The sequence below is a fragment of the Streptomyces sp. ICC4 genome, assembly GCF_003287915.1.
GTDB lineage: Bacteria > Actinomycetota > Actinomycetes > Streptomycetales > Streptomycetaceae > Streptomyces > Streptomyces tritrimontium.
Genome location: NZ_CP030286.1, coordinates 5,109,139 through 5,135,689, shown reverse-complemented (window position 1 = coordinate 5,135,689; position 26,551 = coordinate 5,109,139). Strand labels below are relative to the sequence as shown.

General features: G+C 72.5%; 27 protein-coding genes, 1 pseudogene and 1 riboswitch. Of the genes and pseudogenes, 17 read left to right on the top strand and 11 right to left on the bottom strand.

All coding sequences use genetic code 11. The annotated features are described in order from the left end of the window. Positions 1–2 precede the first annotated feature (2 nt). Genes DRB89_RS23925 through DRB89_RS23915 form a run of 3 tightly spaced genes read right to left on the bottom strand, consistent with a single transcriptional unit; the run spans position 3 to position 3,475 of the window. Positions 3–869 carry an ABC transporter permease gene (locus DRB89_RS23925; protein ID WP_112463409.1) on the bottom strand — a complete coding sequence of 289 codons (867 nt, stop codon included), beginning with the start codon at positions 867–869 and terminating at the stop codon, positions 3–5. Further along, complete coding sequence (locus tag DRB89_RS23920) at positions 862–1,827, bottom strand: ABC transporter permease (protein WP_112449370.1); 966 nt, start codon at positions 1,825–1,827, stop codon at positions 862–864. Before DRB89_RS23920 ends, DRB89_RS23925 begins: the two co-directional genes overlap by 8 nt. A 46-nt stretch (positions 1,828–1,873) precedes the next feature. Continuing rightward, a complete protein-coding gene (locus DRB89_RS23915; protein WP_112449369.1) occupies positions 1,874–3,475 on the bottom strand; it encodes an ABC transporter substrate-binding protein in 1,602 nt (533 codons plus the stop codon). A gap of 172 nt (positions 3,476–3,647) precedes the next feature. Here DRB89_RS23915 and DRB89_RS23910 point away from each other — a divergent pair, with 172 nt between their 5' ends. Continuing rightward, positions 3,648–4,661: a fibronectin type III domain-containing protein gene (locus DRB89_RS23910; protein WP_239516305.1), complete on the top strand. Its 1,014-nt coding sequence runs from the start codon at positions 3,648–3,650 to the stop codon at positions 4,659–4,661. Positions 4,662–4,852: 191 nt separating this feature from the next. Continuing rightward, positions 4,853–6,874 carry an NB-ARC domain-containing protein gene (locus tag DRB89_RS23905; protein WP_112449367.1) on the top strand — a complete coding sequence of 674 codons (2,022 nt, stop codon included), beginning with the start codon at positions 4,853–4,855 and terminating at the stop codon, positions 6,872–6,874. 153 nt (positions 6,875–7,027) lie between these two features. Here DRB89_RS23905 and DRB89_RS23900 read toward each other — a convergent pair whose 3' ends face one another. Continuing rightward, positions 7,028–7,213 (bottom strand): DUF5999 family protein, encoded by a 186-nt coding sequence (locus DRB89_RS23900; RefSeq protein WP_112449366.1) that lies wholly within the window; start codon positions 7,211–7,213, stop codon positions 7,028–7,030. A gap of 155 nt (positions 7,214–7,368) precedes the next feature. Between DRB89_RS23900 and DRB89_RS23895 the strand changes: the two genes are divergently transcribed. Next, positions 7,369–7,806, top strand: coding sequence for an SRPBCC family protein (locus DRB89_RS23895; protein ID WP_112453510.1), 438 nt, complete (start codon positions 7,369–7,371; stop codon positions 7,804–7,806). Between the two features lie 80 nt (positions 7,807–7,886). Here the strand turns inward: DRB89_RS23895 and DRB89_RS23890 are convergent, their stop codons facing one another. After that, positions 7,887–9,116 carry an acyl-CoA dehydrogenase family protein gene (locus DRB89_RS23890; protein ID WP_112463408.1) on the bottom strand — a complete coding sequence of 410 codons (1,230 nt, stop codon included), beginning with the start codon at positions 9,114–9,116 and terminating at the stop codon, positions 7,887–7,889. A gap of 183 nt (positions 9,117–9,299) precedes the next feature. On the opposite strand from DRB89_RS23890, the gene DRB89_RS23885 reads away from it, so the two are divergent. Beyond that, positions 9,300–9,944: a TetR family transcriptional regulator gene (locus tag DRB89_RS23885; protein ID WP_112449364.1), complete on the top strand. Its 645-nt coding sequence runs from the start codon at positions 9,300–9,302 to the stop codon at positions 9,942–9,944. A 44-nt stretch (positions 9,945–9,988) separates the two neighbouring features. Here the strand turns inward: DRB89_RS23885 and def are convergent, their stop codons facing one another. Continuing rightward, on the bottom strand, positions 9,989–10,543 hold the full coding sequence (gene def / locus DRB89_RS23880) for a peptide deformylase (RefSeq protein WP_112449363.1): 555 nt from the start codon (positions 10,541–10,543) through the stop codon (positions 9,989–9,991). A 123-nt stretch (positions 10,544–10,666) separates the two neighbouring features. On the opposite strand from def, the gene DRB89_RS23875 reads away from it, so the two are divergent. The 6 genes from DRB89_RS23875 (at position 10,667) to DRB89_RS23855 (ending at position 15,925) form a co-directional block, all read left to right on the top strand. After that, entirely contained in the window at positions 10,667–11,905 is a 1,239-nt protein-coding gene (locus DRB89_RS23875; RefSeq protein WP_112449362.1) for a MurT ligase domain-containing protein, read from the top strand. 19 nt (positions 11,906–11,924) lie between these two features. Next, positions 11,925–12,653 carry a glutamine amidotransferase gene (locus tag DRB89_RS23870; protein WP_112449361.1) on the top strand — a complete coding sequence of 243 codons (729 nt, stop codon included), beginning with the start codon at positions 11,925–11,927 and terminating at the stop codon, positions 12,651–12,653. Between the two features lie 192 nt (positions 12,654–12,845). Next, positions 12,846–13,874 carry a 6-phosphofructokinase gene (locus tag DRB89_RS23865; RefSeq protein WP_112449360.1) on the top strand — a complete coding sequence of 343 codons (1,029 nt, stop codon included), beginning with the start codon at positions 12,846–12,848 and terminating at the stop codon, positions 13,872–13,874. Positions 13,875–14,007: 133 nt separating this feature from the next. Further along, positions 14,008–14,952, top strand: coding sequence for a cytochrome c oxidase assembly protein (locus tag DRB89_RS23860; RefSeq protein ID WP_112449359.1), 945 nt, complete (start codon positions 14,008–14,010; stop codon positions 14,950–14,952). A 32-nt stretch (positions 14,953–14,984) separates the two neighbouring features. After that, positions 14,985–15,143 (top strand): hypothetical protein, encoded by a 159-nt coding sequence (locus DRB89_RS43785; protein ID WP_204358153.1) that lies wholly within the window; start codon positions 14,985–14,987, stop codon positions 15,141–15,143. A gap of 71 nt (positions 15,144–15,214) precedes the next feature. Further along, a complete protein-coding gene (locus DRB89_RS23855; protein WP_112449358.1) occupies positions 15,215–15,925 on the top strand; it encodes a lysophospholipid acyltransferase family protein in 711 nt (236 codons plus the stop codon). A 57-nt stretch (positions 15,926–15,982) separates the two neighbouring features. Here DRB89_RS23855 and DRB89_RS23850 read toward each other — a convergent pair whose 3' ends face one another. The 4 genes and pseudogenes from DRB89_RS23850 to DRB89_RS23835 form a co-directional block, all read right to left on the bottom strand. After that, on the bottom strand, positions 15,983–17,662 hold the full coding sequence (locus DRB89_RS23850) for an alpha/beta hydrolase (protein WP_112449357.1): 1,680 nt from the start codon (positions 17,660–17,662) through the stop codon (positions 15,983–15,985). 205 nt (positions 17,663–17,867) lie between these two features. Then, on the bottom strand, positions 17,868–18,731 hold the full coding sequence (locus DRB89_RS23845) for an urease accessory protein UreD (RefSeq protein ID WP_112449356.1): 864 nt from the start codon (positions 18,729–18,731) through the stop codon (positions 17,868–17,870). Continuing rightward, positions 18,728–19,399, bottom strand: a pseudogene (gene ureG, locus DRB89_RS23840) (urease accessory protein UreG); the annotation flags it as partial. The pseudogene ureG and the gene DRB89_RS23845, both read right to left, overlap by 4 nt. A 52-nt stretch (positions 19,400–19,451) precedes the next feature. Further along, positions 19,452–20,183 carry a flavodoxin family protein gene (locus DRB89_RS23835; RefSeq protein ID WP_112453527.1) on the bottom strand — a complete coding sequence of 244 codons (732 nt, stop codon included), beginning with the start codon at positions 20,181–20,183 and terminating at the stop codon, positions 19,452–19,454. A 321-nt stretch (positions 20,184–20,504) separates the two neighbouring features. Then, positions 20,505–20,699, top strand: a riboswitch (cobalamin riboswitch). A 28-nt stretch (positions 20,700–20,727) separates the two neighbouring features. Between DRB89_RS23835 and DRB89_RS23830 the strand changes: the two genes are divergently transcribed. From DRB89_RS23830 to DRB89_RS23810, 5 genes are all read left to right on the top strand, one after another. Beyond that, entirely contained in the window at positions 20,728–21,423 is a 696-nt protein-coding gene (locus DRB89_RS23830; RefSeq protein WP_112449447.1) for an energy-coupling factor ABC transporter permease, read from the top strand. 8 nt (positions 21,424–21,431) lie between these two features. Then, the gene (locus tag DRB89_RS23825; RefSeq protein WP_112449448.1) at positions 21,432–21,785 is read left to right on the top strand and encodes an energy-coupling factor ABC transporter substrate-binding protein; all 354 of its coding nucleotides are present in this window, start codon (positions 21,432–21,434) and stop codon (positions 21,783–21,785) included. 4 nt (positions 21,786–21,789) lie between these two features. Next, positions 21,790–22,539 carry a cobalt ECF transporter T component CbiQ gene (cbiQ, locus tag DRB89_RS23820; RefSeq protein WP_112449449.1) on the top strand — a complete coding sequence of 250 codons (750 nt, stop codon included), beginning with the start codon at positions 21,790–21,792 and terminating at the stop codon, positions 22,537–22,539. Next, on the top strand, positions 22,536–23,369 hold the full coding sequence (locus DRB89_RS23815) for an ATP-binding cassette domain-containing protein (protein WP_239516303.1): 834 nt from the start codon (positions 22,536–22,538) through the stop codon (positions 23,367–23,369). The genes cbiQ and DRB89_RS23815 overlap by 4 nt, the downstream gene beginning before the upstream one ends. Positions 23,370–23,465: 96 nt before the next feature. Continuing rightward, positions 23,466–24,014, top strand: coding sequence for a PadR family transcriptional regulator (locus DRB89_RS23810; protein WP_112449450.1), 549 nt, complete (start codon positions 23,466–23,468; stop codon positions 24,012–24,014). A 45-nt stretch (positions 24,015–24,059) separates the two neighbouring features. Here DRB89_RS23810 and DRB89_RS23805 read toward each other — a convergent pair whose 3' ends face one another. Next, positions 24,060–24,272, bottom strand: coding sequence for an EF-hand domain-containing protein (locus DRB89_RS23805; protein ID WP_112449451.1), 213 nt, complete (start codon positions 24,270–24,272; stop codon positions 24,060–24,062). Positions 24,273–24,526: 254 nt separating this feature from the next. Here DRB89_RS23805 and DRB89_RS23800 point away from each other — a divergent pair, with 254 nt between their 5' ends. Next, the gene (locus tag DRB89_RS23800; RefSeq protein WP_112449452.1) at positions 24,527–25,282 is read left to right on the top strand and encodes a tRNA-dependent cyclodipeptide synthase; all 756 of its coding nucleotides are present in this window, start codon (positions 24,527–24,529) and stop codon (positions 25,280–25,282) included. Further along, on the top strand, positions 25,263–26,501 hold the full coding sequence (locus tag DRB89_RS23795) for a cytochrome P450 (RefSeq protein WP_112449453.1): 1,239 nt from the start codon (positions 25,263–25,265) through the stop codon (positions 26,499–26,501). Before DRB89_RS23800 ends, DRB89_RS23795 begins: the two co-directional genes overlap by 20 nt. Positions 26,502–26,551 lie beyond the last annotated feature (50 nt).

The window sequence follows — 26,551 nt, the reverse complement described above, 5'->3', positions numbered from 1 at the left end:
CTTCACAGGGTCAGCTCCGAGCGGCGGCGGGGGTTCAGGCGCTCGCGCCAGGCGCCCGCCAGGCCGGCGATCGCCAGGGTCGGGACGATCAGGAAGAGCCCGGGGAAGAGCGTGGGCCACCAGTCGCCGGCGAGCAGCGAGCCGCGGGCCGTCTGGACGAGGTTGCCCAGGCTCGCCTGGTGGGCGGGCAGGCCGAGGCCCAGGAAGGACAGGGCCGACTCGTGCCACATGGCGTGCGGGATCATCAGCACGGCGGCGAGCCCGGCCTGCGGGAGCACCCCGGGCACGAGGTGGCGTACGGTGACCCGCCACCGGGACGCGCCGCCGGCGACGGCCGCGTCCACGAAGGGCCGGGAGCGCAGCGAGAGGACCTCCGCGCGGACGATGCGGGCCGTGGACAGCCAGTGGGTCAGGGCCACGGAGACGACCACGGGCCACACCCCCGGCCGGAACATCGCCACGATGAAGATGCCGAGCAGCAGGTGCGGGATCGAGGACAGGGCGTCCACCACCCGCATGACGAGCCGGTCCGTCCAGCCGCCGAGCGCCCCGGCGGCGGCGCCGACCGCCGTGCCGAGCACGGTGGCGACCAGCGCCGCCACCAGCCCGACCAGCAGCGAGACCCGCAGCCCGTACACGCAGCGCAGCAGCAGGTCGCGGCCCACGTCGTCGGTGCCGAAGGGGTGGGCCCAGGAGGGCGGCAGGAGCTTTGCCGACAGGTCGACCGCCTGCTCGTCGAGTTGGACGAGCGGCGGCACCAGCAGCACCGCCAGCGCGATCAGCACGACGAGCACCGTGGAGGTCCGTGCCCGCACGGTGCGCGTGGAGCGCCGGTCGCGGCCGTGCGACCGCCAGGTCACCTCAGCCATCGAAGCCCACCCTCGGGTCCGCCAGTCCGTACAGCAGGTCGGACAGCAGGTTCCCGGCCAGCACCGCCGCCGTCGCCAGGACCGTCAGCGCCGCCAGCAGCGGGAAGTCCACGGAGGTCGCCGCCTGCACGGTGGCCGCCGCGATGCCCGGCCAGCTGAAGACGGTCTCCACGAGCAGCGCGCCGGTGATCAGCTCGGGCACCCGCGAGCCGATCAGCGTCAGCATCGGGAGCATCCCGGAGCGCAGCCCGTGGCCGAGCAGCACCCGCCGCTCGCCCAGGCCCCGCGCGCGGGCTCCCCGTACGGGATCCTCCTCCAGCGCGTCGGCGACGCCCTGCCTGACGTACAGGAAGAACCACGGCAGTTGGGAGAGGCCGAGGACCAGCGCGGGGAGCACGAGGTGGCGGGCCACCTGACCGGCGGTGACGACGTCGCTGCCCGCGTCGGTGAGGCCGCCGGACGGCAGGACCCCCAGCCGCACCGAGAAGAACCAGATGGCGAGCAGGCCCAGCCAGAAGGCCGGCGCCGCCTCCAGGGTGTACGCGAGCGCGGAGACGGCCCGGTCCAGGGGCCCGCCCTGCCTGCGCGCGGCCAGGACGCCGAGCCCGGTGCCCAGCAGCACGGCGACGGCGAAGGCGCAGAGCGCGAGCAGGGCCGACCAGCCGAGCCGCTGCGCGATGACGTCGGAGACGGGCTGGCGCATGACGGCGGAGGTGCCGAGGTCGCCGGTCAGCGCCGAGGTGAGCCACTCCCACCAGCGCTGGACCAAGGGCGGGCCCGCGCCGAGGTTGGCCCGCAGCTGGTCGAGTTCGGCCTGGGACGCGGTGAGCCCGGCGGTGCCGGCGTACGCCTTGACGGGGTCGAAGGGGGACAGCGCGGCGACGGCGAAGACCCCGAAGGTGACGACGAGCAGGACGGGGCCGGCGAACAGGGTCCGCCGTCCCGCCATGCGCGCCATCGGCCCCCAGGGGAGGCGTAGGGAGCGGCTGGTCACTTGGCCGGGCTCACTTCTGCTTCGGCTTCCAGCTCTCGATGTTCCACCAGGGGCCGGAGCCGAGGCCGTGGTCGTGCGGCTCGATCTGGGTGGAGGGCCCGTCCCACCGGTCGGCCATGACGTACACGTGGTCGATGTGGGTGAGGTAGACGTAGCCCGGGTTCAGGGCGAGCTCGCGCTGGACCGTGTCGTACGCGGCCTTGCGCGCGGCCGGGTCGCCGCTCCTGCGGCCGTCGAGGAGCGCCCGGTCGACGACCGGGTTGTCGTAGCGGGCCATGTTGTTGAACCCGTCGCCCGCGAGCGAGGAGCTCAGCGTCAGGTACTGGTCGAAGTCGGGGTCGGCCGGGGAGCCGCCGCCGGCGAGGACGGCGTCGGTCTTCATCCGGGGCTCGATGACCTCCCAGCTGCCGGACTCGGTCGTGACCTGGATGCCGGCCTTCTTGGCGTCGGAGGCGAAGGCCAGCGCGTGCTCCTGGCGGATCTTGTCGCCGGAGGTGTACCAGAGCGGGAAGGCGGCGCGGACGCCGTCCTTGGCGCGGACGCCGTCGGGGCCGGGGACCCAGCCCGCCCCGTCGAGGATCTTCCGGGCCCGGGCGAGGTCGTGTGCGCGCTCCGTGCCCGGCGTGAACCACGGGCTGTCGGTCGGGACGGGGCCGTAGGCGGCCTTGCCCGCGCCGTCCAGGAGCTTGTCGACCATGGCGCCGCGGTCCACGGCGATGTCGAGGGCCCGGCGCACGGCCGTGTCGCCGGTGACGGCGTTGCCGGTCGGCATGGTCACGTTGCGGTAGTCGAAGGTCTTGGCGGTGTGGGTCTTGCGCGCCCCGTCCGCCGACGCGCCCTTGGCCAGGTTCGGCGGCAGGATCGCCCCGTCCAGTTCGCCGGAGCGCAGCCGGGTGGCGCGTACGTCGTCGTCCTTGACGACGGCCATGGTGAACTTCTTCACCGCGGGCTCGCCGCCCCAGTAGGACGGGTTGGCCTTGAAGGCGAGCTTCTCGCCCTTGGACCAGGCCGTGAGCACGTACGGTCCGGTCCCGACGGGCGCGGTGGTGAAGCCGCCGCTGTTGACGTCCTGCTTGCCCGCGATGTGCTCGGGGGCCACGGGCAGGACGGTCCGCTCGGCGAAGGGGGCGTAGGGGTACTTCAAGGTGAAGACGACGGTGTCGTCTCCCGGCGCCTCGACGGACGCGATCGCGTCGAGCTCGGACTTGGACGCGTTGTTCGTCTTCGGGTCCAGGATCGTCCGGTAGGTGAAGAGGACGTCCTTGGCGCCGAAGGGCGCTCCGTCGCTGAACTTCACTCCCCGGCGGAGCCGGTAGGTGTAGGTGAGGCCGTCCGGGGAGACGTCGGGCAGGGCCTCGGCCAGGGCGGGCCGCAGCTTCATGTCGGCGTCGTGGGTCAGCAGCCCGTCGAAGATCTTCGAGTTGCCGTCCTTGCCGTAGCCCAGAAGCGGGCTGAGGGTCTCCGGCTCGTTGGCCATGCCGACGACGACGGGGTCGGCGCCCCCGGATCCCGCCGCCGCTCCCCCGGAGGGGGCGGAGCAGGCCGCCACCGAAGTGATGAGTGCGGCGGCCGCGGCCACCCTGGCCATTCCCCGTACGGTCCGGGCGGTCATGTCGTGCACTTCCTTCTTATTGCAAAGAGATCGCAATAATGCCAGACGGGAACAGAAGAGCACGAATCCGGTCACATCGACGAGAAGGGTCGCGCGGGTCTTGCCCGGCCGCCCCACGGCGTGCCATATATGTCTAGACCTTTCCGAGGAGCCGGAAGAAGAGGGCGCCGCCGTGCACGACCCCGCACCAAGCCCCGCGCCACACCCCGTACGCCGCCTCCCGCGGCCGTCGGCCGGGCGGTCGGCGCTCGCGCTCGCCCTGTCCCTGGCCCTCGCGACGGCCTTCCTCACGGGGTGCTCCTCGGCCGACACCACGCCGCCGTCCGCCCCGGCCGGGCTCACCGCCCAGGCGGGCAGCGCCACTTCGGTCCACGTCATGTGGACCTCGCCCGCGCCCGCCGAGAAGGTGTCGTCGTTCCTCGTCTTCCAGGCGGACCGCCTGGTCCGTGAACTCCCCGCCGACAAGACGATGGTGGACATCACCGGCCTCGCCCCGCAGACCGCCTACGAGTTCACGGTCAAGGCCCGCGACACCGCCGGGAACACCTCCGCCGCGAGCACGGCCGCCTCGGCCACCACCCCCGCCGCCCGGGCCGAGGACCGGCTGCCTCCGACGGCCCCGACCGCCACGGCCGGCCGCGCGCTCGGGCCCACCTCCGCCGAACTGACCTGGGGCCCGGCCACCGACGACTCCGGGGTCACCGCCTACGACGTCTACCAGGGCGAAGCCCGCATCCACACGGCCGGCCCGGGCAGCACCGGGACCACCCTGGAGGGCCTCCAGCCCGACACCGTCTACACCTTCACCGTCCGGGCCCGCGACGGCGCGGACCACTCCTCCCCCGACGGCCCCGCGGTGGACGTGACGACCCCGGCCGGGCCCGGGCAGCGCCCGAACACCGCTCCCGCCGAGTTCACCGCGACGGCCTCTCCGGGCGCGGTCACCCTCGCCTGGACCGCCCCGCCGACGGGCCGGGAGACCAGCGAGTACGAGCTCTACGTCAACGGCCGCCCCACCACCGTGATCCAGTTCGGCGCGGGGGCGGTCCCGGCCGGCCGGGCGGAGCACCGCCTCACGGTCGCCGAGCCGCCCGGCACGGTGTGGGCGGTCAAGCTCCGGGCGCGGCTGCCCGACGGCAACTGGGGGGCCTTCTCCGCCGAGCGGCGGGTCGTGCTCGCCTCCTGAACCACCCTCCGCCGGGTCCCGATCCGGATCGGGAACCGGACCCGGCGAGCGGAACCCGTTCCTTCGATCTGACCCGAACGGCACTGCACCGAAAGAAGATCACGCACAATACATGCGTGTTCGGTGAGTACTCGGTCAACAACAATCAGGCAGATTCCGCGGGCGGCGCCCCTGGACCAGACTCTGGCGCCGTGCCGGGAAACCTGCCGCCGGAGACGGCGAGCTTCGTGGGACGCGAGCGTGAACTCGCCCTCCTGTACGAGATGCTGCGCGAGCGCAGGCTCGTGACCCTCACGGGCGTCGGCGGCGTCGGCAAGTCCAGGCTGGCCCAGCGCGCCGCCGCGGCTCCGCCCCAGTCCCGGCCCGACGGAGTCTGGTGGGTGCCTCTCTCCCCGCTGCGCGACGCCGAGTTGCTCACCGCCACCGTCGCGCACGCCGTCGGCCTCGCCACCCAGTCCCGGCGCCCCCTGGACGAGGAGCTGTGCGCCTGGATGGCCGACAAGACGCTGCTGCTCGTCCTCGACACCTGCGAGCACCTGGTGGCCGCCTGCCGCCACCTCGTGGGCGAACTGCTGCAGTCCGCGCCCGGGTTGACGGTCCTGGTCACCTCCCGCGAACCGCTCGGCTGCCCCGGCGAGAACGTGGTCGAGGTCAGCCCGCTGCCGTGCGAGGGGCCCGACAGCGACGCCCTCACCCTCTTCCGGGCCCGCGCGCTGGCCGCCACCCCGTACGCCGAGGCCGCCTTCACCGACCCGGACCGGCTGGCCGTGGCCACCGAGGTCTGCCGCCGCCTGGACGGCATCCCGCTCGCCCTCGAACTGGCCGGGGCCCGGATGCGGCTGTGGACCGTGGAGCAGATGGCGCAGCGGCTCGACGTCAGCTTCGACCTGCTCCGCGACACCGCCGCCGCGCGGCTCCCCCGGCACCAGACCATGCGGACCGCGATCGGCTGGAGCCACGAGCTGTGCGAGCCGCTCGAACGGCTGCTGTGGGCCCGGCTGTCGGTGTTCACGGGGGACTTCGATGCCGCCGCCGCCCGCGCGGTGTGCTCGGGCGGCCCGCTGCCCGCGGCGCGGGTGGAAGGGGTGCTCGCGGGCCTGGTCGCGAAGTCGGTCGTCCGCTGCACCCAGGAGCGGGGCACGGGCCCCCGCTACCGGCTGCTGGACACCATCCGCGAATACGGCCAGGACTGGCTGGCGGAGCTCGGGGAGGTACGGGTCCTCGCGGACCGGCACGCCCACTGGTACGCCGCCCTCTCGAACGCCGCCGACCGGGGCTGGATGGGACCCGGCCAGGTGGAGTGGTACCGCAGGATGACCGCCGAGCACGCGCAGCTGCGTACCGCCCTGGAGCACCTGCTCGGCTCGGACCCCACGGCGGCCCTGGAGGCGGCCGGCGCGCTGTGGTTCTTCTGGTTCTCGTGCGGACACGTCCACGAGGGCCGGGCCTTCCTGGAACGGGCCCTGCTCGGCGCCCCGCAGGCGGGTGCGGCGCACGCCCAGGCCCTGTGGGCGCTCGGGCTCACCGCGCTGCTCCAGGGCGACCTGGAGGCCGCCGAGGAGCTCGGCGAGCGGTGCACCGGCGCCGCGGCCGCACTGGCCGATCCGGAGCCGGAGCTGCGCGCGGCGTACCTGCACGCGGTGTCGCTCCTGATGCCGGGCGATCCCGTACGGGCGCTCGCGCTCGCCGGCCCCCGGGCCCGCGGGGGCCACGGCGGCCGGCCGCACGGCCCGGGATGGCTGCTGTGCCGGCTGGCCACCGGCTACGCCCTGTGCGACCTCGGGCGCTTCGAGGAGGCCGAGCGGGAGGCGCGGGGACTGCGGGAGGCGTGCGAGGAGCTGGGCGAGCGCTGGATGCGGGCCTACGCGGACTACATCCTGGCCGTCGCGGCCTTCGGGCTCGGCCACCACGGGGAGGCGGCCCGGCACGCGCGGGCGATGCTGTCGGGCAAACGGCTGCTGGGCGACCGCTTCGGGATCGCGCTCGGCCTCGACCTGCTGGCGGCGGCGGTGGCGGGCCTGGGCGACGGCGAACTGGCGGCGCGCCTGCTGGGCACCGGGCACGCCTGGTGGCGCACGGTGGGACGGCCGCAGATGGGCTCACCCTCGCTGACGGCGCTTCGCGACAAGGGCGAGAGCCAGGCCAGGGCGGCGATCGGCGACGAGGCGTACGAGAACGCCTTCCTGAGTGGTGCGGCGGCGTCCACCGGCTGAGGAAACCTCCGGTGGACCCCGCCGTAACCGCCAATCTTGGGCTCCCGTCAGTACGGGAGGGGTCTGCCCGACGGTGTGCGCAGATCCAGGTCTCGGGGCGCGGGCTTGGGAACGGGCTTGCGGATCAGCTGCTGGCGCATGCTGCCTCCTCGCTCAGACCAGGGCCGGGCGGCGGGGTTCCACCGTGCGGCCGTCGGGGAGCAGTTCACCGGTGTCGTCGAATACGACGGCGCCGTTGCACAGCAGGTTCCAGCCTTGTTCGGGGTGGAAGGCCACGGTGCGGGCGGCGTCGTGGTCGGCGCTTTCGGCGGTCGGGCAGGGGGGCTGGTGGGAGCACATGGCGCACCTCCTCGCAGAGTGGGGCGGGAGGGCCGGTGGTCACCCGGTCGAATCCGCGATCCACGGTGGCGGTGAGTATTGCTGATCGCCACCCCCGGGCGGAAGGCATATTCGCCGCCCAGTTCAGGGTGTGTATGCCCGCTTACCATGCGCTCATGCCCGCTATCCGGATCATTCGCCGAACCCGCCTCGCACCCGAGCGGGCGTGGCTGAGGCTGACCGACTGGGAACGCCACGGCGCGGAGGTCCCGCTCACCCGGACGGTGATCGAAACGGAGCCTCCCACGCGCGTCGGAACGCGCTTCACGGCGCGCACGGGCGTGGGCAGGATCACCTTCGACGACCCGATGGAAGTCACCGTCTGGCAGCCCCCGAGCGGCGCCTCGAAGGGGCTGGTCAGGCTGGTGAAGCACGGCCGCGCCGTCACGGGCCGGGCGGAGATCGAGATCCGCCCCTCGCCCGCCGGCGGCTGCGAGGTCGAGTGGCGCGAGGAACTGCGCGTGCGCGGCCTGGGACGCCTCTTCGACCCCTTGGTCGCGGCGGCGGCCCGGGTCCTCTTCGGCCGCGCCCTGGACGCGCTCCTGCGCCCCTGAGGGCCCCGGCCGGGCGCACGCGGGGGCTCCGGGCCGCCGTGGCGCGACCCGGGTCCCTCGAGCGGCGCTCCGGCGATCCGCTAGCGGATCGGCATGCCCGAGAGCGTTCTGGCGATCACCAGGCGCTGGATCTCGCTGGTGCCCTCGAAGATCGTGTAGATCGCGCTGTCGCGGTGCATGCGCTCCACCGGGTACTCGCGGGTGAAGCCGTTGCCGCCGAGGATCTGCACCGCCTGGGCGGTGACCTTCTTGGCGGTCTCGCTCGCGAAGAGCTTGGACATCGAGCCCTCCGCCGAGGTGAAGGGCTTGCCCGCGACCGCCATCCACGAGGCCCGCCACACCAGCAGCCGGGCCGCGTCGATGGAGGTCCGCATGTCGGCGAGCTGGAAGGCGACGCCCTGGTTGTCGATGATCGGCCGGCCGAACTGCGTACGGGTCTTCGCGTAGTCCAGCGCCACCTCGTACGCCGCGCGCGCCGTGCCGACCGCCATGGCGCCGACGGCCGGGCGGGAGGCCTCGAAGGTGGCCATGGCCGCGTTCTTCACCCTCTCCCCGCCGCCCGCCTTCGCCCGCTCGTGGGCCCGCGCGAGCCGCTCGTCGAGCTTCTCCTTGCCGCCGAGCAGGCAGGACCCGGGCACGCGCACGTCCTCCAGGACCACCTCGGCGGTGTGCGAGGCGCGGATGCCGTGCTTCTTGAACTTCTGGCCCTGGGAGAGGCCCGGGGTGTTCGGCGGCACGATGAAGGAGGCGTGGCCCTTGGTGCCGAGCTCGGGGTCGACGACGGCCACGACGATGTGGACGTTGGCGATGCCGCCGTTCGTCGCCCAGGTCTTGGTGCCGCCCAGCACCCACTCGTCCTTGGCCTGGTCGTAGACGGCGCGGGTGCGCATGGCCCCGACGTCGGAGCCGGCGTCGGGCTCGGAGGAGCAGAAGGCTGCGAGCTTCACGTCGTCGGGCGTGCCGTACATCTGCGGGATCCAGGTGCCGATCTGCTCCTCGGTGCCGTTGGCGACCACGCCGATGGCGGCCAGCCCGGTGCCCACGATGGACAGCGCGATGCCCGCGTCGCCCCAGAACAGCTCCTCCATGGCCATCGGGATGCCGAGGCCGGTGGGGTCGAAGAACTGCTGCGCGTAGAAGTCGAGCGAGTAGATCCCGACCTTGGCGGCCTCCTGGATGACGGGCCACGGAGTCTCTTCGCGCTCGTCCCATTCCGCGGCGGCGGGACGGATCACGTCGGCGGCGAAGCCGTGGATCCAGTCCTGTACCTGCTTCTGGTCGTCGTTCAGCTCCATGGTGAACTCCGCCATGTCCCCTCCAGCTTTCGTGCAGATGGTTACTGCTGGTAACCCGAACAGCGACACAGTCTGTTACCGGCCGGTAAGCACTGTCAAGCAGCGCCGATGCGGGCCTCCGATGAGATCGCCAGGGTGTGCGGAGTGTTACGTTGCGTGGGCGTCAGGACATCGCAAGGGCGGGGAGTGAGACACGTCATGGAGACCACACAGCAGACGGGCGAGCCGGGAGCGGCCGAGCGCCGGCGGCGCGAGCTGCTGGAGGCGGCCGACCGGGTCGTCCTCAGGGACGGCCCCAAGGCGTCCATGAACGCCATCGCGGCGGAAGCCGGCATCACCAAGCCGATCCTCTACCGGCACTTCGGGGACAAGGCGGGCCTCTACCAGGCGCTCGCCGTCCGGCACACCGACGCGCTGCTCGACTCGCTGCGCGCCGCGCTCGACGCCCCCGCCGAGCGGCGCAGCCGGGTGGAGGCCACCCTCGACACCTATCTCGCCGCCATCGAGGCCCGGCCCCAGGTCTACCGCTTCCTCATGCACCCGGCCGAGGACTCCCAGGCCCCCGAGCGCGGCTTCGACGTCGGCCTGCACTCGGCCCCGCTGCTGCGCCGCCTCGGCGAGGAGCTGGCGCAGGTGATCGGCGAGCGCGTGGACCTCGGCCCCGGCGGCGAACGCCTGGCCCGCGTGTGGGGCCACGGCATCGTCGGCATGATGCACGCGGCGGGCGACTGGTGGCTCGGCGAGCGCCCCTGCGAGCGCGCCGAACTCGTCAGCGCCCTCACCGACCTGCTGTGGGGCCGCCTGGCCACGGCCGGCAACCGCGCGGACGGCCCGGGGTTCTAGGCCGTCTCTTTCGGATCTTGTCGGCCGAGCCCGCGAGAGACGGCCTAAGCGCGCAGCGCCGCCGCGCCCCAGTCCGTCTTGCGGATGGCCCGCCGCAGCCGACGGGCCCGCAGCCCCGTCACGCGGTCCGCGTACACCGCCCCCGCGAGGTGGTCGCACTCGTGCTGCAGGCACCGCGCGAAGAACCCGGTCCCGGACACCCGCACGGCCGCGCCGTCCGAGGTGACCCCTTCCACCACCGCCTGGTCGAAGCGGGCCGTTCCCGCCTCCAGCCCCGGCAGGGACAGACAGCCCTCCGGGCCCAGGAACTCGTCCCCGTCGGCCGAGACCAGACGGGGGTTGACGATGTGCCCGACGTGGCGGACGTCCTCGTCGTCGGGGCAGTCGTAGACGAACACCCGCTGTCCTACGCCGATCTGGTTCGCGGCGAGGCCGACGCCCTGGGCGGCGTACATCGTGGCGAACATGTCCTCGATGAGCCGGTCGAGGGCCGGGCCGAACTCGGTGACCTCCGCGCAAGCGGAATGGAGCACCGGGTCGCCCAGCAGGCTCATGGTGCGGACGATGCCGGAGGTACCGGGGATGGGGCGCTGTCGCATGGCCGTAAGGGTACGACGGGCGACTATATGAGGAGATCTTCGGCAGACCGGGGGCGCCGCGGTCGGGGCGCGGGCAGGTACTGGATAGGCTGGGGGCGACCGACGCAAGGAGGACAAGGGACGATGGCAGGCAACACAGAGCCGCTTTCGCCGCGGGCCAAGCTGGCCGTGACGGCGGGCAAGGCCGCGGCGGCGGTGTCGCGGGCCGCGGGACGCGGAAGCGGATCGGTGATCGGAGGCAAGGTCGCGCTCAAGCTCGACCCCGATCTTCTCGGCGCGCTGGCACAGCATCTCGACGTCGTCCTCGTCTCGGCGACGAACGGCAAGACCACGACGACCCGGCTGATCGCGGAAGCCCTGCGGGCCAGCGGTCCGGTCGTCTCCAACGCCCTGGGCGCCAACATGCCCGCGGGCATCACCTCCGCCCTGGCGGGCGGCTCGGACGCCCGCTACGGCGTCATCGAGGTGGACGAGAAGTACCTGGCCGGAGTGGCCCGGGACGTCACCCCCAAGGTGATCGCCCTGCTCAACCTCTCCCGCGACCAGCTGGACCGCGCCGCCGAGACCCGCATGCTCGCGGAGAAGTGGCGCGAGGGCCTGTCGGGCTCGAAGGCGGTCGTCGTCGCGAACGCGGACGACCCGCTGATCGTGTGGGCCGCCTCGTCCTCGCAGAACGTGGTGTGGGTGGCGGCCGGCCAGGAGTGGAAGGACGACGCCTGGTCGTGCCCCTCCTGCGGTGGCGTCATGCAGCGTCCGGGCGACGACTGGTACTGCGGCGAGTGCGGTTTCCGCCGCCCCACCCCCAGTTGGGTGCTCTCCGGCGACCACGTGCTCGACCCGCACGGCAGCGCCTGGCCGATCAACCTCCAGCTCCCGGGCCGCGCCAACAAGGCGAACGCCGCCACCTCGGCCGCCGTGGCCGCCGTCTTCGGCGTCCCGCCGCAGGTCGCGCTCGAGCGGATGTACCAGGTGCAGGCCGTCGCCGGCCGCTACGACGTGGTCAGCTTCCAGGGCCGCGAACTGCGCCTGCTGCTCGCGAAGAACCCGGCGGGCTGGCTCGAGACGTTCTCGCTGATCGACCCGCCGCCGACCCCGGTCATCCTGTCGGTGAACGCGCGCGGCGCGGACGGCACCGACACCTCCTGGCTGTGGGACGTGGACTACCCGCGCCTGGCCGGCCACCCGATCTTCGTGATCGGCGACCGCAAGCTGGACCTCGCGGTCCGCCTCGAGGTCGCGGGCCTGGACTTCCGGGTGTGCGAGACCCTCGACGAGGCCGTGCAGCTGGCGCCGCCCGGACAGATCGAGCTGATCGCCAACTACACCGCCTTCCAGGACGTGCGCCGCCGCGTCGGCAACTAGTACCCATAAGGACAAGAGCATGAGCGACAACAGCCTGCGTCTGGTGTGGGTCTACCCCGACCTGCTCAGCACGTACGGAGACCAGGGCAACGCCCTCGTCGTGGAGCGCCGGGCCCGCCGGCGCGGCCTGGACGTGCAGCGCGTGGACGTGCGCAGCGACCAGCCGATCCCCACCTCGGGCGACATCTACCTGATCGGCGGCGGCGAGGACCGGCCGCAGCGCCTGGCCGCGGAGCGGCTGCTGCGCGACGGCGGCCTGGAGCGGGCCGTCTCGAACGGGGCGATCGTCTTCTCCGTCTGCGCCGGGTACCAGATCCTGGGGCAGGAGTTCGTCAACGACGTCGGCCAGCGCCAGGAGGGCCTCGGCCTGCTGGACGTGGTCACCGTGCGCGGCGAGGGCGAGCGGTGCGTCGGCGACGTCCTCGCGGACATCGACCCGCGGCTCGGCCTGCCGCAGCTGACCGGGTTCGAGAACCACCAGGGCGTCACGCACCTCGGCCCGACGGCGAAGGCGTTCGCGCACACCCGGCTCGGCCGGGGCAACGGCACCGGTGACGGCACCGAAGGCGCGTACAACGACACGGTGTTCGGCACCTACATGCACGGTCCCGTGATGGCGCGCAACCCGCAGATCGCGGACCTGCTGCTGAAGCTGGCGCTCGACGTGAACGCGCTGCCGCCCATCGACGACCACTGGTACGAGGCCCTGCGCGCCGAGCGGATCGCGGCCGCGACGCAGCCCGCGTAACCTCCCGGCAACCCGCCGTCCGGCCCGGATTCCCCGAGGGGGATCCGGGCCGACGTCTTTTCGTACGACTGAGCTGACCAGCATGTGGAGGATGGTTCAGTCCACCGGGGATCGACTTGTAGGGTGCAGGGTAGTTCCAACCGGACGACGTGGTCCGGTCGTCGGCCCCACGTTGCAAAGGTCCTTCCTGCCATGCGCATAGGTGTGCTCACTTCCGGAGGCGACTGCCCCGGCCTCAATGCCGTCATCCGCTCCGTCGTACACCGCGCCGTCGTCGACCACGGGGACGAGGTCATCGGCTTCCACGACGGCTGGCGCGGCCTGCTGGAGTGCGACTACCGCAAGCTCGACCTGGACGCCGTGAGCGGCATCCTGGCCCGGGGCGGAACGATTCTGGGATCCTCCCGGGTCCAGCCCGCCCATCTGCGCGACGGCGTGGAGCGGGCCCGCGGCCACGTCGCGGACCTCGGTCTGGACGCCATCATCCCGATCGGCGGCGAGGGCACCCTGAAGGCCGCCAACCTGCTCTCGCAGGGCGGCCTGCCGATCGTCGGCGTCCCGAAGACGATCGACAACGACATCGCCTCGACCGACGTGACCTTCGGCTTCGACACCGCCGTCGGCGTCGCCACCGAGGCGCTGGACCGGCTGAAGACCACCGCCGAGTCCCACCAGCGCGTGATGGTCGTGGAGGTCATGGGCCGCCACACCGGATGGATCGCCCTGCACTCGGGCATGGCGGCGGGCGCGCACGCGATCGTCGTACCGGAGCGCCCCTTCGACATCGAGGAGCTGACGAAGATCGTCGGCGAGCGGTTCTCGCAGGGCAAGCGGTTCGCGATCGTCGTCGTCGCCGAGGGCGCCAAGCCCGCCGAGGGCAGCTCGATGGCCCTGGAGGCCGGCGGCACCGACATGTACGGCCACGAGCGGTTCGCCGGCATCGGCAACCGGCTCGCCGTCGAGCTGGAGGACCGGCTCGGCAAGGAAGCCCGGCCGGTCATCCTCGGCCACGTCCAGCGCGGCGGCACCCCCACCGCGTACGACCGGGTCCTCGCCACCCGCTTCGGCTGGCACGCGGTCGAGGCGGCGCACCGCGGCGAGTTCGGGATGCTGACGGCGCTGCGCGGCACGGACATCGAGATGGTGCCGCTCGCCGAGGCGGTGCAGACGCTGAAGACCGTTCCGGCCGAGCGGTACGCCGAGGCGCAGAACGTCCTGTGATCTTTCCCCCTTTCTACGTGTCGCTCCCGTAATGACCGCCCCCGGACGATTTCCCGTCCGGGGGCGGCACTACTGTGGTGGGGCACCACGGGTCAAGGGAGTGAAGAGATTGAGTTACCTCGCGCACGGCACCATGGACATGCACGACATGAACATGGACCTGCCGCCCTTCACCCTCGGGCGCGGGCTGGAGTTCTCCTTCGACGCCTTCTTCCTGATCGGCTCGCTCACGGGTCTCGCCCTGTACGCGTGGGGCGTGCTGCGGCTGCGCCGGCGCGGGGACTCCTGGCCGGTCGGCCGGACGGTCGCCTTCACCCTCGGCGTGCTGAGCGTGGCCCTGATGATGTGCACCAAGCTGAACGACTACGGCATGGTCATGTTCAGCGTGCACATGGTCCAGCACATGGTGATCAGCATGCTCAGCCCGATCCTCCTGCTGCTGGGCGCGCCCGTGACGCTGGCGCTGCGCGCGCTGTCGCCGGCCGCCCGCGGCCACAAGGGACCGCGCGAGCTGCTGCTGATGCTGCTGCACAGCCGCTACATGAAGGTGGTCACCCATCCGGTGTTCACCATCCCGCTGTTCATCGCGAGCCTGTACGGCCTCTACTTCACGCCGGTCTTCGACTTCCTGATGGAGTCCAAGACCGGACACATCGCGATGATGGTGCACTTCCTCGCCGTCGGCCTCTTCTTCTTCTGGCCGATCATGGGCGTGGACCCCGGCCCGCACCGCCCCGGCTACGTGATGCGCATGCTGGAGCTCTTCATCGGGATGCCCTTCCACGCCTTCTTCGGCATCGCGCTGATGATGGCGAGCCAGCCCATGGTCAAGACGTACGCGAACCCGCCGGCGTCCCTCGGCATCGACCCCCTGCTCGACCAGCAGTGGGGCGGCGGCATCGCCTGGGCCTTCAGCGAGATCCCCTCGGTGCTGGTCCTGATCGCCCTGGTGTACCAGTGGTACCACTCCGAGCAGCGGGCCGCGAAGCGCTCCGACCGGGCCGAGGACCGCAGCGGGGACCAGGAGCTGGCGGCGTACAACGCGTATCTCGCCTCGCTCCAGGCGCGTGGCCAGTAGCGCTGGACCCCCTTCGCGCGCCACCATGGGGTATGACCGGATCCGTGAAGGCGATGGCAGTGATGACCTTCGCCGCTCTGGTGGCGATCGCCACATACTCGGTGGCCCTCGGCAGCAATGGCTGGCTGTGGTTCGGCTGGATCGTGCTGGGGCTGCTGACCGCGGGAATGGCGGCTTCGCGCAGCGTGTGACGCGGGGCGCCCACCACGGCTGACCGTCCGTAAGATGTCCGTGACAACGGGATGTCGACGGGAGCGGCCTGGTGTTCTACCACTTGCTCAAGCACGTGATCCTGGGGCCGCTGCTGCGGCTGCTGTTCCGGCCCCGGATCGAAGGACTGGAGAACATCCCGGAGGAGGGCGCCGCGATCGTCGCGGGAAACCACCTGTCCTTCTCCGACCATTTCCTGATGCCCGCGATCCTCAAGCGGCGCATCACCTTCCTCGCCAAGGCCGAGTACTTCACCGGGCCCGGTGTGAAGGGGCGGCTCACGGCCGCCTTCTTCCGCAGCGCCGGGCAGATCCCCGTGGACCGCTCCGGCAAGGACGCGGGTCAGGCCGCGCTCCGCGAGGGGCTCGGGGTGCTCGCCAAGGGCGAGCTGCTCGGCATCTACCCGGAGGGCACCCGCTCGCACGACGGGCGGCTGTACAAGGGGAAGGTGGGGGTGGCGGCGATGGCGCTGGGCGCCAAGGTGCCCGTCGTGCCGTGCGCGATGGTCGGCACCTTCGAGATCCAGCCCCCCGGCCAGAAGATCCCCAGCATCCGCCAGGTCACGATCCGCTTCGGGCGGCCGCTGGACTTCTCCCGGTACGAGGGGATGGAGGGCGAGCGGTCCGTGCTGCGGGCCGTCACGGACGAGATCATGTACGAGATCCTCGCGCTGTCCGGCCAGGAGTACGTCGACCGGTACGCGGGCGAGGTCAAGGCGGAGGCGGAGGAAGCACGGAAGAAGGCCCGGCGCAGGACGCGCTGAGCCTTCTCCCGTACGTCCGCGGTGCGCGGCCGGCAGCCGCGCACCGCGGTCACGGCACTAGCGGACGGACGGGAGCTCGTCGGCCGCGCGCCGGGCGTCGGCCGGAGCCTGGGTGAGGGACTTCGCGGCCGCCGGGGCGGGCGCCACCGGGGTGGCGTGCGGAGCGCACTTCACGTCCTTGGCGTCGACCTTGCCGGTCAGCAGGTAGGTGTCCACCCGGGTGTTGATGCAGGGGTTCACCAGGTTGGTGACACCGTGCGAACCGGCGTTCTCCTCGGTGATCAGACGCGAGCCGGCGAGGCGCTTGTGCAGGGAGACCCCGCCCTTGTACGGCGTGGCCGCGTCACGCTCGGACTGGACGATCAGGACCGGCGGCAGACCGCGCCCCGGGCCGACACCGACCTCGATCGGGTTGCTCTGCTTGGACTTCCAGGTCGCGCAGGGCAGGTTCATCCACGCGTTGGACCAGGTCAGGAACGGGTACTTGGCGTGCAGCTTGCTGTTGTCCCGGTCCCACTTGGACCAGCTGGTCGGCCACTTGGCATCGGCGCACTCGACGGCGGTGTAGACGGCGTTGCCGTTCTCCGAGGAGATGTTGCCCTGGATGTCGCTCATGTCGGGGGCGATGGCGTCGATCAGCGCCTGCTCGTCGCCGGCCTCGTACGCGGCCCAGGTCTGGGCGACGGGCACCCAGGAGGAGTCGTAGTACGGGGCGCCCTGGAAGAAGCCGATGAGCTCGGCCGGGCCGACGACCCCGCCGAGCGGGTTGGCCTTGGCCTTGGCGCGCAGCGTCTGGTAGCGGGCTTCGACCTGGGCGCGGGTGGTGCCGAGGTGGAAGGAGGCGTCGTTCTTGGCGACCCAGTCCTGCCAGTCGTTCCAGCGGGTCTGGAAGGCGACGTCCTGGCCGAGGTTGGCCTCGTACCAGATGTTGTCGCGGTCCGGGTCGACCACGCTGTCGACGATCATGCGGCGCACGTGGTTCGGGAACAGGGTCGCGTAGACCCCGCCGATGTAGGTGCCGTAGGAGACGCCGAGGAAGTTCAGCTTCTGCTCGCCGAGCGCGGCACGGATGACGTCCAGGTCGCGCGCGATGTTCGGCGTGGTCATGAACGGCAGCATCTCGCCGCTGCGCTCCTTGCAGCCGTCCGCGTACTCGGCCGCCAGCTTGCGCTGGGCGCGCTTGTCGGCCTCGCTGTCCGGGACCGGGTCGGCCTTGGGGGCCTTGACGTACTCCTGCGGGTCGATGCAGGAGATCGGCGCGGAGTGGCCGACGCCGCGCGGGTCGAAGCCCACGAAGTCGTACGCCTTGGCCGTGTTGACCCACAGCGGGCTCTGGGTGGTGACGCGGCGCGGGAAGCGCATGCCGGAGCCGCCGGGGCCGCCCGGGTTGTAGATGAGCGCGCCCTGGCGCTCGCCCTTGGTGCCGGTGCTGACGGCGCGGTCGAGCGCCAGGTCGATCGTCTTGCCGAAGGGCTTGGTGTAGTCCAGCGGGACCTTCACGTAGCCGCACTGGATGGGCGGGGCGAAGCCCCAGTCGGCCGGACAGTCCTTCCAGTCGATCCCGGTGCGCGCGGCGCGGGCGGCCGCGATCTGCGTGCCGATCGCCTCGGCGACCCCGTGGTCGCGGCCGGACGGGAAGGCCTCGGAGGCCGACGCGGACGGGGCGAGCAGCAGGCTCGCCGCCAGCGTGCCGGTGATCAGTGTGGCGGCGCTCCCCAGCGCCGCGTTGCGTATCACGTGGTTGTTCCCCCTGCGTCATCTGCCGCCGTGGGCGGCGTGGTTCTTGCGGTCGGATGCGTCGGCGTTCAGGGGGATACTTTCGCCTGATCAGGAGCGGGCGACAGAGCGGGGACCGGTTCTTTGCCAACCCGATATCCGGAAATGGGTGTACCGCTGAGCGGTGCCTGGTTCGTCCCGGGTCCGGCCGGGGCCGGCCGGAGCGTCACCAACCGTAGGCGCGGCAGGCCTCGTCGAGGAGTTCGCGCAGCCGCAGGGCGTCCGGGGCCAGGGCCGTGACCAGCACCGCGGGCCCGGCCAGCGGTGCGGCCGAGGCGAACTCCCCGAGCATCCGGGCCCGCGGCGGGGCCGCCGCGAACTCCGGGTCCACGATGAGGAGCTGACCGACCGCCCGGTGGCCCGCGAGCCCCGCCGGGCCGTCCCAGCCTCCGGGCGCTCCGGGTCCGCACGCCAGCTCCTGGTCCAGCAACGGCCGCCCCGCCCGGGTCACGGTGAGCCGGCTGCGCAGCAGGCCCGGGGGCTCCGCCGTGCGGCCTAGGACCTGCTCCTCGCGCAGCAGGAGGCGGGCGGTGGGGGCGAGTTCGGCGCGGGTGCGCACCCGCAGGTCGCTTCCGCGCACGCAGACGAGCGGCTCCGGCAGCCAGCGCACCGCCGCCCGGTCCGCCAGCGCGAGCCGTACGTCGTACCGCGCGGGCTCGCCGCGGCGGCCGGGCAGGGCCAGGGTGGCCGCGGCCGAGCGCAGCACGAGCCGGGCGCCGGGGCCGGCCTCGGCTTCGACCGTGAGGTGGTCGCCGCCGAGGGGCGCGCTCATGGCGCCGACCAGCATGACCCCGGCTTCGGCTCCCTCGCCCCGGGTGCGGCGCAGGGCGAGCGGGCCCTCACCGGCCAGCAGCGGCAGGGCGGTGGAGCCGCGCCCGTCGGCCACGGCACGGATCCGGGCGGTGGCGCGCAGGCCGGTCGGGCTCGCCCGGTGCGCCTGGCCCGGCTGGCCCGCCTGGTGCGCCGGGCCGGGCGCCGGTGCCCGGGGCGGGGCTTCGGCGGGGGCCGCGCCGGCCCCCGTACGGCTCATGCGCCGGTCCAGGCGGCGATCCGCTCGCGCACCCACGCCGCCACCGGGGCCACGCCGTCCCCGCCGCGCAGGGACTGGAAGGTGACGGGCAGTTCGCCGCGCTGCTCGGCCGCGTCGCGGGCCATCCGGTCGAGGTCGGAGCCGACGTGGGGGGCGAGGTCGGTCTTGTTGACGACGAGGAGGTCGGCGGTGGTGACGCCGGGGCCGCCCTTGCGGGGGATGTCGTCGCCGCCGGCCACGTCGATGACGAAGATCTGCGCGTCAACGAGGCCCCGGGAGAAGGTGGCGGTGAGGTTGTCGCCGCCGGACTCCACGAGGATCAGGTCGAGCGGGCCGCTCTCCCGGAAGGCCTCTTCCAGCTCCTCCACGGCCTCGAGGTTGGCGGAGATGTCGTCGCGGATCGCGGTGTGCGGGCAGGCTCCGGTCTCGACGGCGCTGATCCGCTCGGGCGGCAGGACCGCCTCGCGGAGCAGGAACTCCGCGTCCTCGCGGGTGTAGATGTCGTTGGTGACCACGGCCATGGACAGCTCGGCGCGCAGGGCCCGGCACAGGGCGGCGACGGTGGCGGTCTTGCCGGAGCCGACGGGGCCGCCGAGGCCGATGCGCAGGGCGCGGCGGGTGCCGTCCGGCCGCGTGGGCTCGGCGCTGTGGGTGTGGCGGTGCGGGAAGGTCCCCTCCTGTCTCTTATTCCCCCCCGACCCCGCCGCCCATCCACTCCCGCTATCTGTGCTCGGGGTTCGGGAAGTCGAAGCGGCAGCCCGCGTCCCACAGGGAGCGCTGGTTGCCGTGCGCCGGCATCCCGCCGGACCGCTTGAGCAGGGCCGCCAGGTGCATCAGGTTCCAGCTCATGAAGGCGGTGTTGCGGTTGGTGAAGTCGTTCTCGGGGCCGCCGGAACCGGGGTCCAGGTACGAGGGCCCGGGCCCGGCCTCGCCGATCCAGCCGGCGTCGGCCTGCGGCGGGATCGCGTAGCCCAGGTGCTGGAGGCTGTACAGGATGTTCATGGCGCAGTGTTTGACGCCGTCCTCGTTGCCGGTGATCAGTGCTCCGCCGACGCGCCCGTAGTAGGCGTACTGGCCCTGCTCGTTGAGGATCGAGGAGCAGGCGTAGAGCCGCTCGATGACCTGCTTCATCACCGAGCTGTTGTCCCCGAGCCAGATCGGGCCGCACAGCACGAGGATGTCGGCGTCCATGATCTGGCTGTAGAGGACCGGCCACTGGTCGCCCTCCCAGCCGTGGTCGGTCATGTCGGGCCAGACGCCGGTGGCGATGTCGTGGTCGACCGCCCGGATGAGCGAGGTCCGGACGCCCGCCGCGTGCATCACTGCGCGGCTCTTGTCGATCAGGCCCTCGGTGTTGCTGGGCTCGGGCGAGCGTTTGAGCGTGCAGTTGACGTAGACGGCGCTCAGGCCGGAGTAGTCGGGGACGTTCGCGGTATCGGTGTCGTCGGCCACCCGCCCAGCCTTGCCGCGGCCGGCCGCGGCCGCCACCGGACCGCACCCGTCCGGTGCCCGTCCGGTGCCCGCCCGCGCGGACCGCCGCGCAGCGCGGGGCCGGCCGGCCCGAGGTGCCCGTCGCCGTCGAGGCCGTACGGGCGGAACGGCGCGCGACACGGGGCAGCCGGTCTCCGGCGGCCGCGGACCGGCGGAACTCCCTTTTCGCGCGAGGCCATTGAGGCAGTCGGCAGCCGCACGGACACGGGGAGTGACAGCCAACCGGAATCCGGCCGCCCGTGGGTGTGATCGGGGCGGGTTGGTACCGGTCCGCGCGTCCGACTAGGGTCAGCGGGCCTTGGTGTTCGGGAAACCGGTGTGAAACCGGTGCGGCCCTCGCCACTGTGATCGGGAAGTCCGGCTCCACTCCTGCGGGAAAGCCACTGGGCTGCGCGGGAGGTTCCGTGCTGCCCGGGAAGGCGGAGCCAGGACGGCAACCCGTGAGCCAGGAGACCGGCCGGGGCGCGTTGTCCATCCACGAGGTGCTGGAGAGGTCTCCCCACTCATGCATATAGCCGAGGGGTTCCTACCCCCGTTGCACGCGGTCGCCTGGGGCGCCGCGTCCGCTCCCTTCGTCGTCCACGGCGTCCGCTCGCTCACCCGCGAGGTGAAGGCGAACCCGGAGAGCACGCTGCTGCTCGGCGCGTCCGGAGCATTCACTTTCGTCCTGTCCGCCCTGAAGATCCCCTCGGTGACGGGCAGTTGCTCGCACCCCACCGGCACGGGGCTCGGGGCGATCCTGTTCCGGCCGCCGATCATGGCGGTGCTCGGCACGATCACCCTGCTCTTCCAGGCCCTGCTGCTGGCCCACGGCGGGCTCACCACCCTCGGCGCCAACGTCTTCTCGATGGCCGTCGCGGGCCCCTGGGCGGGCTACGCCGTCTACCGGCTGCTGCGGAAGTTCGGCCTCCCGCTGATGGTGACCGTCTTCTTCGGAGCCTTCTTCGCGGACCTGGTCACCTACTGCGTCACCAGCGTGCAGCTCGCGCTGGCCTTCCCGGACCCGGCCACCGGACTCCTCGGGGCGCTCGCGAAGTTCGGCGGGATCTTCGCGGTCACGCAGATTCCGCTGGCCGTGAGCGAGGGCCTGCTGACCGTCCTGGTGATGCGGCTGCTGATGCAGGCGAGCAAGTCGGACCTGGTCCGGCTGGGTGTCGCGAAGCTGACGTCCGCCCGCAGCGAAGAGAAGGCGGCGGTCTGATGAGCGGCATGTCCAAGAACGCGAAGATCAACGCCCTGCTGCTGCTCCTGGTGGCGGCGCTGGCCGTCCTCCCGGTCGCGCTGGGGATGGGCGACCACAAGGAGGAGCCCTTCACCGGCGCCGACGCGCAGGCCGAGACGGCGATCACCGAGCTGAAGCCGGACTACGAGCCCTGGTTCACCCCGCTCTACGAGCCCCCCTCGGGCGAGATCGAGTCCGCGCTGTTCGCCCTGCAGGCGGCGCTGGGCGCGGGCGTGCTCGCGTACTACTTCGGTGTCCGCAAGGGCCGCCGCCAGGGCGCGGCCGCCGCCCCCGCTGCCGCCGCTGCCGCCGCCGCTCCGGCCACCGCCCCGGAGGCGTAGGCGGGTGCTGCCGATCGACGTGGCCGCGCACAGCAGCCGCTGGCGCGGCCGGCACCCGCTGGAGAAGGCCCTGCTCGGGATCGGGCTGACGGTCACCGCCGTGTGCCTGCCGCCCTGGCCGGGCGGGCCGCTGGTGGCCGTCGCCACCCTCGCCGTACTGCTCGGCCCGGCGGGGGTGGCCGGGCGGCAGCTGTGGCGGGCCTTCCGCATCCCCCTCGGTTTCTGCTTCACCGGGGCGCTGCCGCTGCTCTTCGCGGTCGGCGGCCCGACGGGGCCGCTCTCGCTGGCGCCCGACGGCCCCCGGCACGCCGCCGAACTGCTCCTGCGGACCTCGGCGGCCTCGCTCGGGCTGCTGCTGTTCGCCTTCACCACGCCGGTCTCCGACGTGCTCCCCCGGCTGGTCCGGGCCGGGGTGCCGGCCCCCGTGGTGGACGTGGCCCTGGTCATGTACCGGATCGGCTTCCTGCTCCTCGACTCCATGGCCCAGGTCCGCCGGGCCCAGGCCGCCCGCCTCGGGCACACCGGCCGGGCGGCGGTGTGGCGCTCCCTGGCCGGGCTCGCCGCGACCTCCTTCGTACGGGCCTTCGACCGCGCGGCCAGGCTCCAGGCGGGGCTGGCCGGGCGCGGCTACGACGGCGCGCTGCGGGTCCTCGTACCGGAGGCGGCCCTGTCGTGGCGCTTCCTCGCGGCCTCGGGCGCCCTGCTGGCGGGCCTGACCACCCTGACCCTCACCCTGAAGGGGCTCTACCTGTGAACCCGTCGCTGAACCCGGTGGTGGAACTGACCGGCGCGGGCTACGCCTACGAGGACGGTCCGGCGGTCCTGACCAGCGTGGACTTCGCCATCGCGCCGGGCCGGGCGCTGGTCCTGCTGGGCCGCAACGGCAGCGGCAAGACCACGCTGATGCGCCTGCTGAGCGGGGGCCTGCGGCCCGGCACGGGCGCGCTGCGGCTCGACGGCGCGGACGTCTCGTACGGCCGCGCCGGCCTGACCCGGCTGCGCACGTCCGTCCAGCTGGTGGTGCAGGACCCGGACGACCAGCTCTTCGCGGCCTCGGTCGAACAGGACGTGTCCTTCGGCCCGATGAACCTGGGGCTGCCCGCGCCGGAGGTCCGCGCCCGGGTGGACGCGGCGCTGGCCGCCCTGGACATCACCGCGCTCCGGGACCGCCCCACCCACCTGCTGTCCTACGGCCAGCGCAAGCGCGCGGCGATCGCGGGGGCGGTGGCGATGGCGCCGCGCGTGCTGATCCTGGACGAGCCGACGGCCGGCCTCGACCCGGACGGCCAGGAGCGGCTGCTGGCCGTCCTCGCGGGGCTCCAGGCCTCCGGCACGACGGTGGTCATGGCCACCCACGATGTGGACCTGGCGGTCCGCTGGGCCGACGACGCGGCGGTCCTGACCCCGTCGGGCATCCGCTTCGGCCCGGCCGGGACCCTCCTGTCGGACCCCTCGCTGCTCGCCTCGGCGGGCCTGCGCCCGGCCTGGTCCCCGGCGGTGACGGCCGTCCTGCGCGCGCACGGCCTGCTTGCCGCGGATGCTCCCGGGCCCCGCGATCCGCAGGCGCTGGCCGCCTGGCGGTAGACAGGTTCGCCGCCAGGGGCGCCGGGTGCACCGGAGCGGCAGCGGCGGCGACCCGGGATCGCGGTCCTGGAGCTCCCGCAAACCTAGGATGGCCGCATGTCGCTGCCGCACGCCATCCTCACCGCCCTGCTCGAGAAGCCCTCGTCGGGGCTGGAGCTGACCCGGCGGTTCGACAAGTCGATCGGGTACTTCTGGTCCGCGACGCACCAGCAGATCTACCGGGAGCTCGGCCGGCTGGAGGACGCCGGGCTGATCCGGGCGCTGCCCAGCGAGGTGCCCGTGCGGGGGCAGAAGAAGCAGTACGAGGTGCTGCCCGCCGGGAGCGGGGAGCTGGCCCGGTGGGTCGCGCAGAGCCAGGACCCGAAGCCGGTGCGCGATCCCCTGCTGCTGCGGATCCGGGCGGCCGCGGTGGTCGGGCCGCAGGGCCTGGCCGCGGAGCTGCGGCGCCATCTGGAGCTGCACCGGGCCCAGTTGGCCGTGTACGAGTCCATCGAGGAGAAGGACTTCCCGGCCGGCCGGGACGCCGAGGAGGACCGGTTGCGGCGGGTCGTGCTCCACGCGGGAACCGGTCTGGAGACCTTCTGGCTGCGCTGGCTGGAGGAGGCCCTCGCCGAGGTGGAGGGCACGGCCGGGCCGCAGGCCTGACGTGCTCCCCCGGCCCGGCGCGCCGACCCGGGGGCTGTGCGGGGCTTACTTGTTCAGCGAGGCCCAGAACTCGTCGAAGCTCAGCAGGCCGTCGGAGTTCGCGTCCTTGGAGGCGATCACGGCCTCCGCGACCGGTCCGGTGACGAACGGGTCGCCCATCGCCGCCATCGCCGAACGGAACTCGTCGGCCGTCACGAAGCCGTCACCGTTCACGTCGAACTTGCCGAACGTCGTCCGTGCGCTCTCGATGTCCGCCACTGGGTCCACCCCTTCTTGGTGCTTGTTGACCGGCTCAGGGTAGCGGCATGCCGACGCCCCCCACGCCCCGGGTCCCGTTCGAGCGGCAGATAGAAATTCAATTACCCTTCCGTAGCGCGGAAGCGATAATTCCAGCCACCAATTCAGGCCTCCACTTGTCACGCTTCGGGACCACGGCATAACGTAGCGACATTGCCGCCACACCGGGAGCGCAGGGCCCCCAGGGACAAGCGGCAACAAGGGCGATCACACAGGTGACGATCACAGCTGACGCATCATTCGAAGTTCTGCCCTTCACTCGTACCTGCCGCCATATCTGGGAAGACGGCGACCATGTGCTCATCGGAGTGAGCCCCGGGAACAGCTACTTCAGCTCCGAGCGCATCACGAGCCTCGCCCGATGGGCGACGACCCGCTTCGCGCAGGTCGACTTCGTCTACGCGGACCTCCACGTCGACCGGATGTTCGCCGCGTTCGGCTACACGCGGGAACACGCGGAGAAGCGTGCGACGAAGGAAATAAAGGCCGTCCGGCGACGGATCCTCAAGGGCGTGGAGGAATCAGGCCGTCCCCATGCCGAGATCCGTGTGAGGGCACTTTCCGAGTTCCAGTCGAACCCCGTCTACCAACTTCTGCACAGGCGCGTGCTCCATTTCCTGGCGACCGACGACGAATTCCGCAAGGGCTGCGAGGAAATGGCCCTGCATTTTGTCGGCTCCAAGTTGCCGGAAGGTGAATCCATCACCGACGCGCAGTTGCAGGCATGTTTCGATTACATCGCGGCCGAGCTGCCGTTCTTCGTGGACACCCCGAGCATTCTCGACGTGCCGTCCTCGGTGGCGGCCTACCACGTCAAGATGCCGATGACCGATGTCCTCTTCGCGCGCGGTGGGGGACTGCGCGCGACCAGGAACCAGGCGTATGCCGTCGTAAGGCCCGAGTCGGCCGACCTCGCGCGGAGCGACCCGAACCACACCGAAGGGACCGTCGATGGGCGTCGAGCAGCTTGAGGGCACCGGGCGGACCGGTGGCGCCCTCCTCGACTTCCCGCTCTCGCGGCGCGGTGACGTGCTCCCCGAGGAGTGCACCTGGCTGCGCGAGAAGGCGCCGGTCGCCCGGGTCCGGACCCTCACCGGGGACCCGGCCTGGCTGGTGAGCAGTTACGCGCTGGCCACGCAGGTGCTGGAGGACGAGCGCTTCAGCCTCAAGGACACGGCGAACGCCGGCGTCCCCCGCCAGTACGCCCTGACGATCCCGCCCGAGGTCGTCAACAACATGGGCAACATCAACAGCGCCGGACTGCGCGACGCGGTCATGAAGGCGCTCAACCCGCGCCAGAAGGGCCTGCGGGACCGGCTGCGCGCGATGGCCGGCGAGCTCGTCGACGGGCTCGTGGCCGAGGGCGGGCCGGCGGACCTGCGGGCGGGGTTCTCCGACCCCTTCTCGGCGGCCGTGCACTGCCAGGTGCTGGGGGTGCCGTTCGAGGACCGGCGGCGGCTGATGTCGGGGCTGGACGTCGCGTTCATGACCGCGCGCGAACCGTTCGCCGACTCGGCGCTCAACTGGTACAAGGACGTCGGCTACTTCGAGGAGCAGCTGAAGGCGCAGCTGGCGCTGCCGGCCGAGGAGCGTACGGGGCTCCTCGGCCGGTTCGCCGAGCTGAAGGAGGCGGACCCGGAGTCGGCGCACCTGACCGACGACATGTTCGCCACCGTCGCCGTCTCCCTCTTCGGGGCCGGCGCGGTGTCCACCTCCGCCTTCCTGACCCTCGCGGTCCTGGCGCTGCTGCAGAAGCCCGAGCTCATCGGGTACCTGCGCGAGCACCCGGAGCGCATGGGCAAGGCCGTGGACGAACTGCTGCGCTGGAACCTGTCCGTCGGCGACGGCCTGCCGCGCATCGCGATGGCGGACGTCCAGGTCGGCGACGTGCTGGTCAAGGAGGGCGAACTCGTCCTGGTCCTGCTGGAGGGCGCCAACTTCGACCCGGCGGCCTTCGAGCGCCCGGACGAGCTGGACCTGGAGCGCGAGAGCCCCCGACCCCATCTGGCGTTCGGCGCCGGCCGGCACTTCTGCCCGGCTTCCGCGCTGGGCCGGGCCCACGCCGAGATCGCGCTGGAGGTGCTGGTCGAGCGGCTGCCCGGACTGCGCCTCGCGGTGCCGGCGGAGAACCTGGTCTGGCGGACCGGCTTCATCAAGCGCCTCCCCGAACGGCTCCCCGTCGCCTGGTGACGGCGAGCGCACGAGCGTGCCCCGGGAGCTGTGCGAGTTCCCGGGGCACT

Bases quoted from the DNA above. Each gene is read 5' to 3' on its own strand.
- DRB89_RS23925 (WP_112463409.1), bottom strand. From the start codon at position 869: ATGGCTGAGGTGACCTGGCGGTCGCACGGCCGCGACCGGCGCTCCACG.
- DRB89_RS23885 (WP_112449364.1), top strand. From the start codon at position 9,300: ATGGAGACCACACAGCAGACGGGCGAGCCGGGAGCGGCCGAGCGCCGG.
- DRB89_RS23845 (WP_112449356.1), bottom strand. From the start codon at position 18,731: ATGAGCCGTACGGGGGCCGGCGCGGCCCCCGCCGAAGCCCCGCCCCGG.
- DRB89_RS23890 (WP_112463408.1), bottom strand. From the start codon at position 9,116: ATGGCGGAGTTCACCATGGAGCTGAACGACGACCAGAAGCAGGTACAG.
- DRB89_RS23870 (WP_112449361.1), top strand. From the start codon at position 11,925: ATGAGCGACAACAGCCTGCGTCTGGTGTGGGTCTACCCCGACCTGCTC.
- DRB89_RS23920 (WP_112449370.1), bottom strand. From the start codon at position 1,827: ATGGCGCGCATGGCGGGACGGCGGACCCTGTTCGCCGGCCCCGTCCTG.
- DRB89_RS23860 (WP_112449359.1), top strand. From the start codon at position 14,008: ATGGACATGCACGACATGAACATGGACCTGCCGCCCTTCACCCTCGGG.
- DRB89_RS23915 (WP_112449369.1), bottom strand. From the start codon at position 3,475: ATGACCGCCCGGACCGTACGGGGAATGGCCAGGGTGGCCGCGGCCGCC.
- def (WP_112449363.1), bottom strand. From the start codon at position 10,543: ATGCGACAGCGCCCCATCCCCGGTACCTCCGGCATCGTCCGCACCATG.
- DRB89_RS23865 (WP_112449360.1), top strand. From the start codon at position 12,846: ATGCGCATAGGTGTGCTCACTTCCGGAGGCGACTGCCCCGGCCTCAAT.
- DRB89_RS23810 (WP_112449450.1), top strand. From the start codon at position 23,466: ATGTCGCTGCCGCACGCCATCCTCACCGCCCTGCTCGAGAAGCCCTCG.
- DRB89_RS23900 (WP_112449366.1), bottom strand. From the start codon at position 7,213: ATGTGCTCCCACCAGCCCCCCTGCCCGACCGCCGAAAGCGCCGACCAC.
- DRB89_RS23830 (WP_112449447.1), top strand. From the start codon at position 20,728: ATGCATATAGCCGAGGGGTTCCTACCCCCGTTGCACGCGGTCGCCTGG.
- DRB89_RS43785 (WP_204358153.1), top strand. From the start codon at position 14,985: ATGACCGGATCCGTGAAGGCGATGGCAGTGATGACCTTCGCCGCTCTG.
- DRB89_RS23825 (WP_112449448.1), top strand. From the start codon at position 21,432: ATGTCCAAGAACGCGAAGATCAACGCCCTGCTGCTGCTCCTGGTGGCG.
- DRB89_RS23795 (WP_112449453.1), top strand. From the start codon at position 25,263: ATGGGCGTCGAGCAGCTTGAGGGCACCGGGCGGACCGGTGGCGCCCTC.
- DRB89_RS23875 (WP_112449362.1), top strand. From the start codon at position 10,667: ATGGCAGGCAACACAGAGCCGCTTTCGCCGCGGGCCAAGCTGGCCGTG.
- DRB89_RS23895 (WP_112453510.1), top strand. From the start codon at position 7,369: ATGCCCGCTATCCGGATCATTCGCCGAACCCGCCTCGCACCCGAGCGG.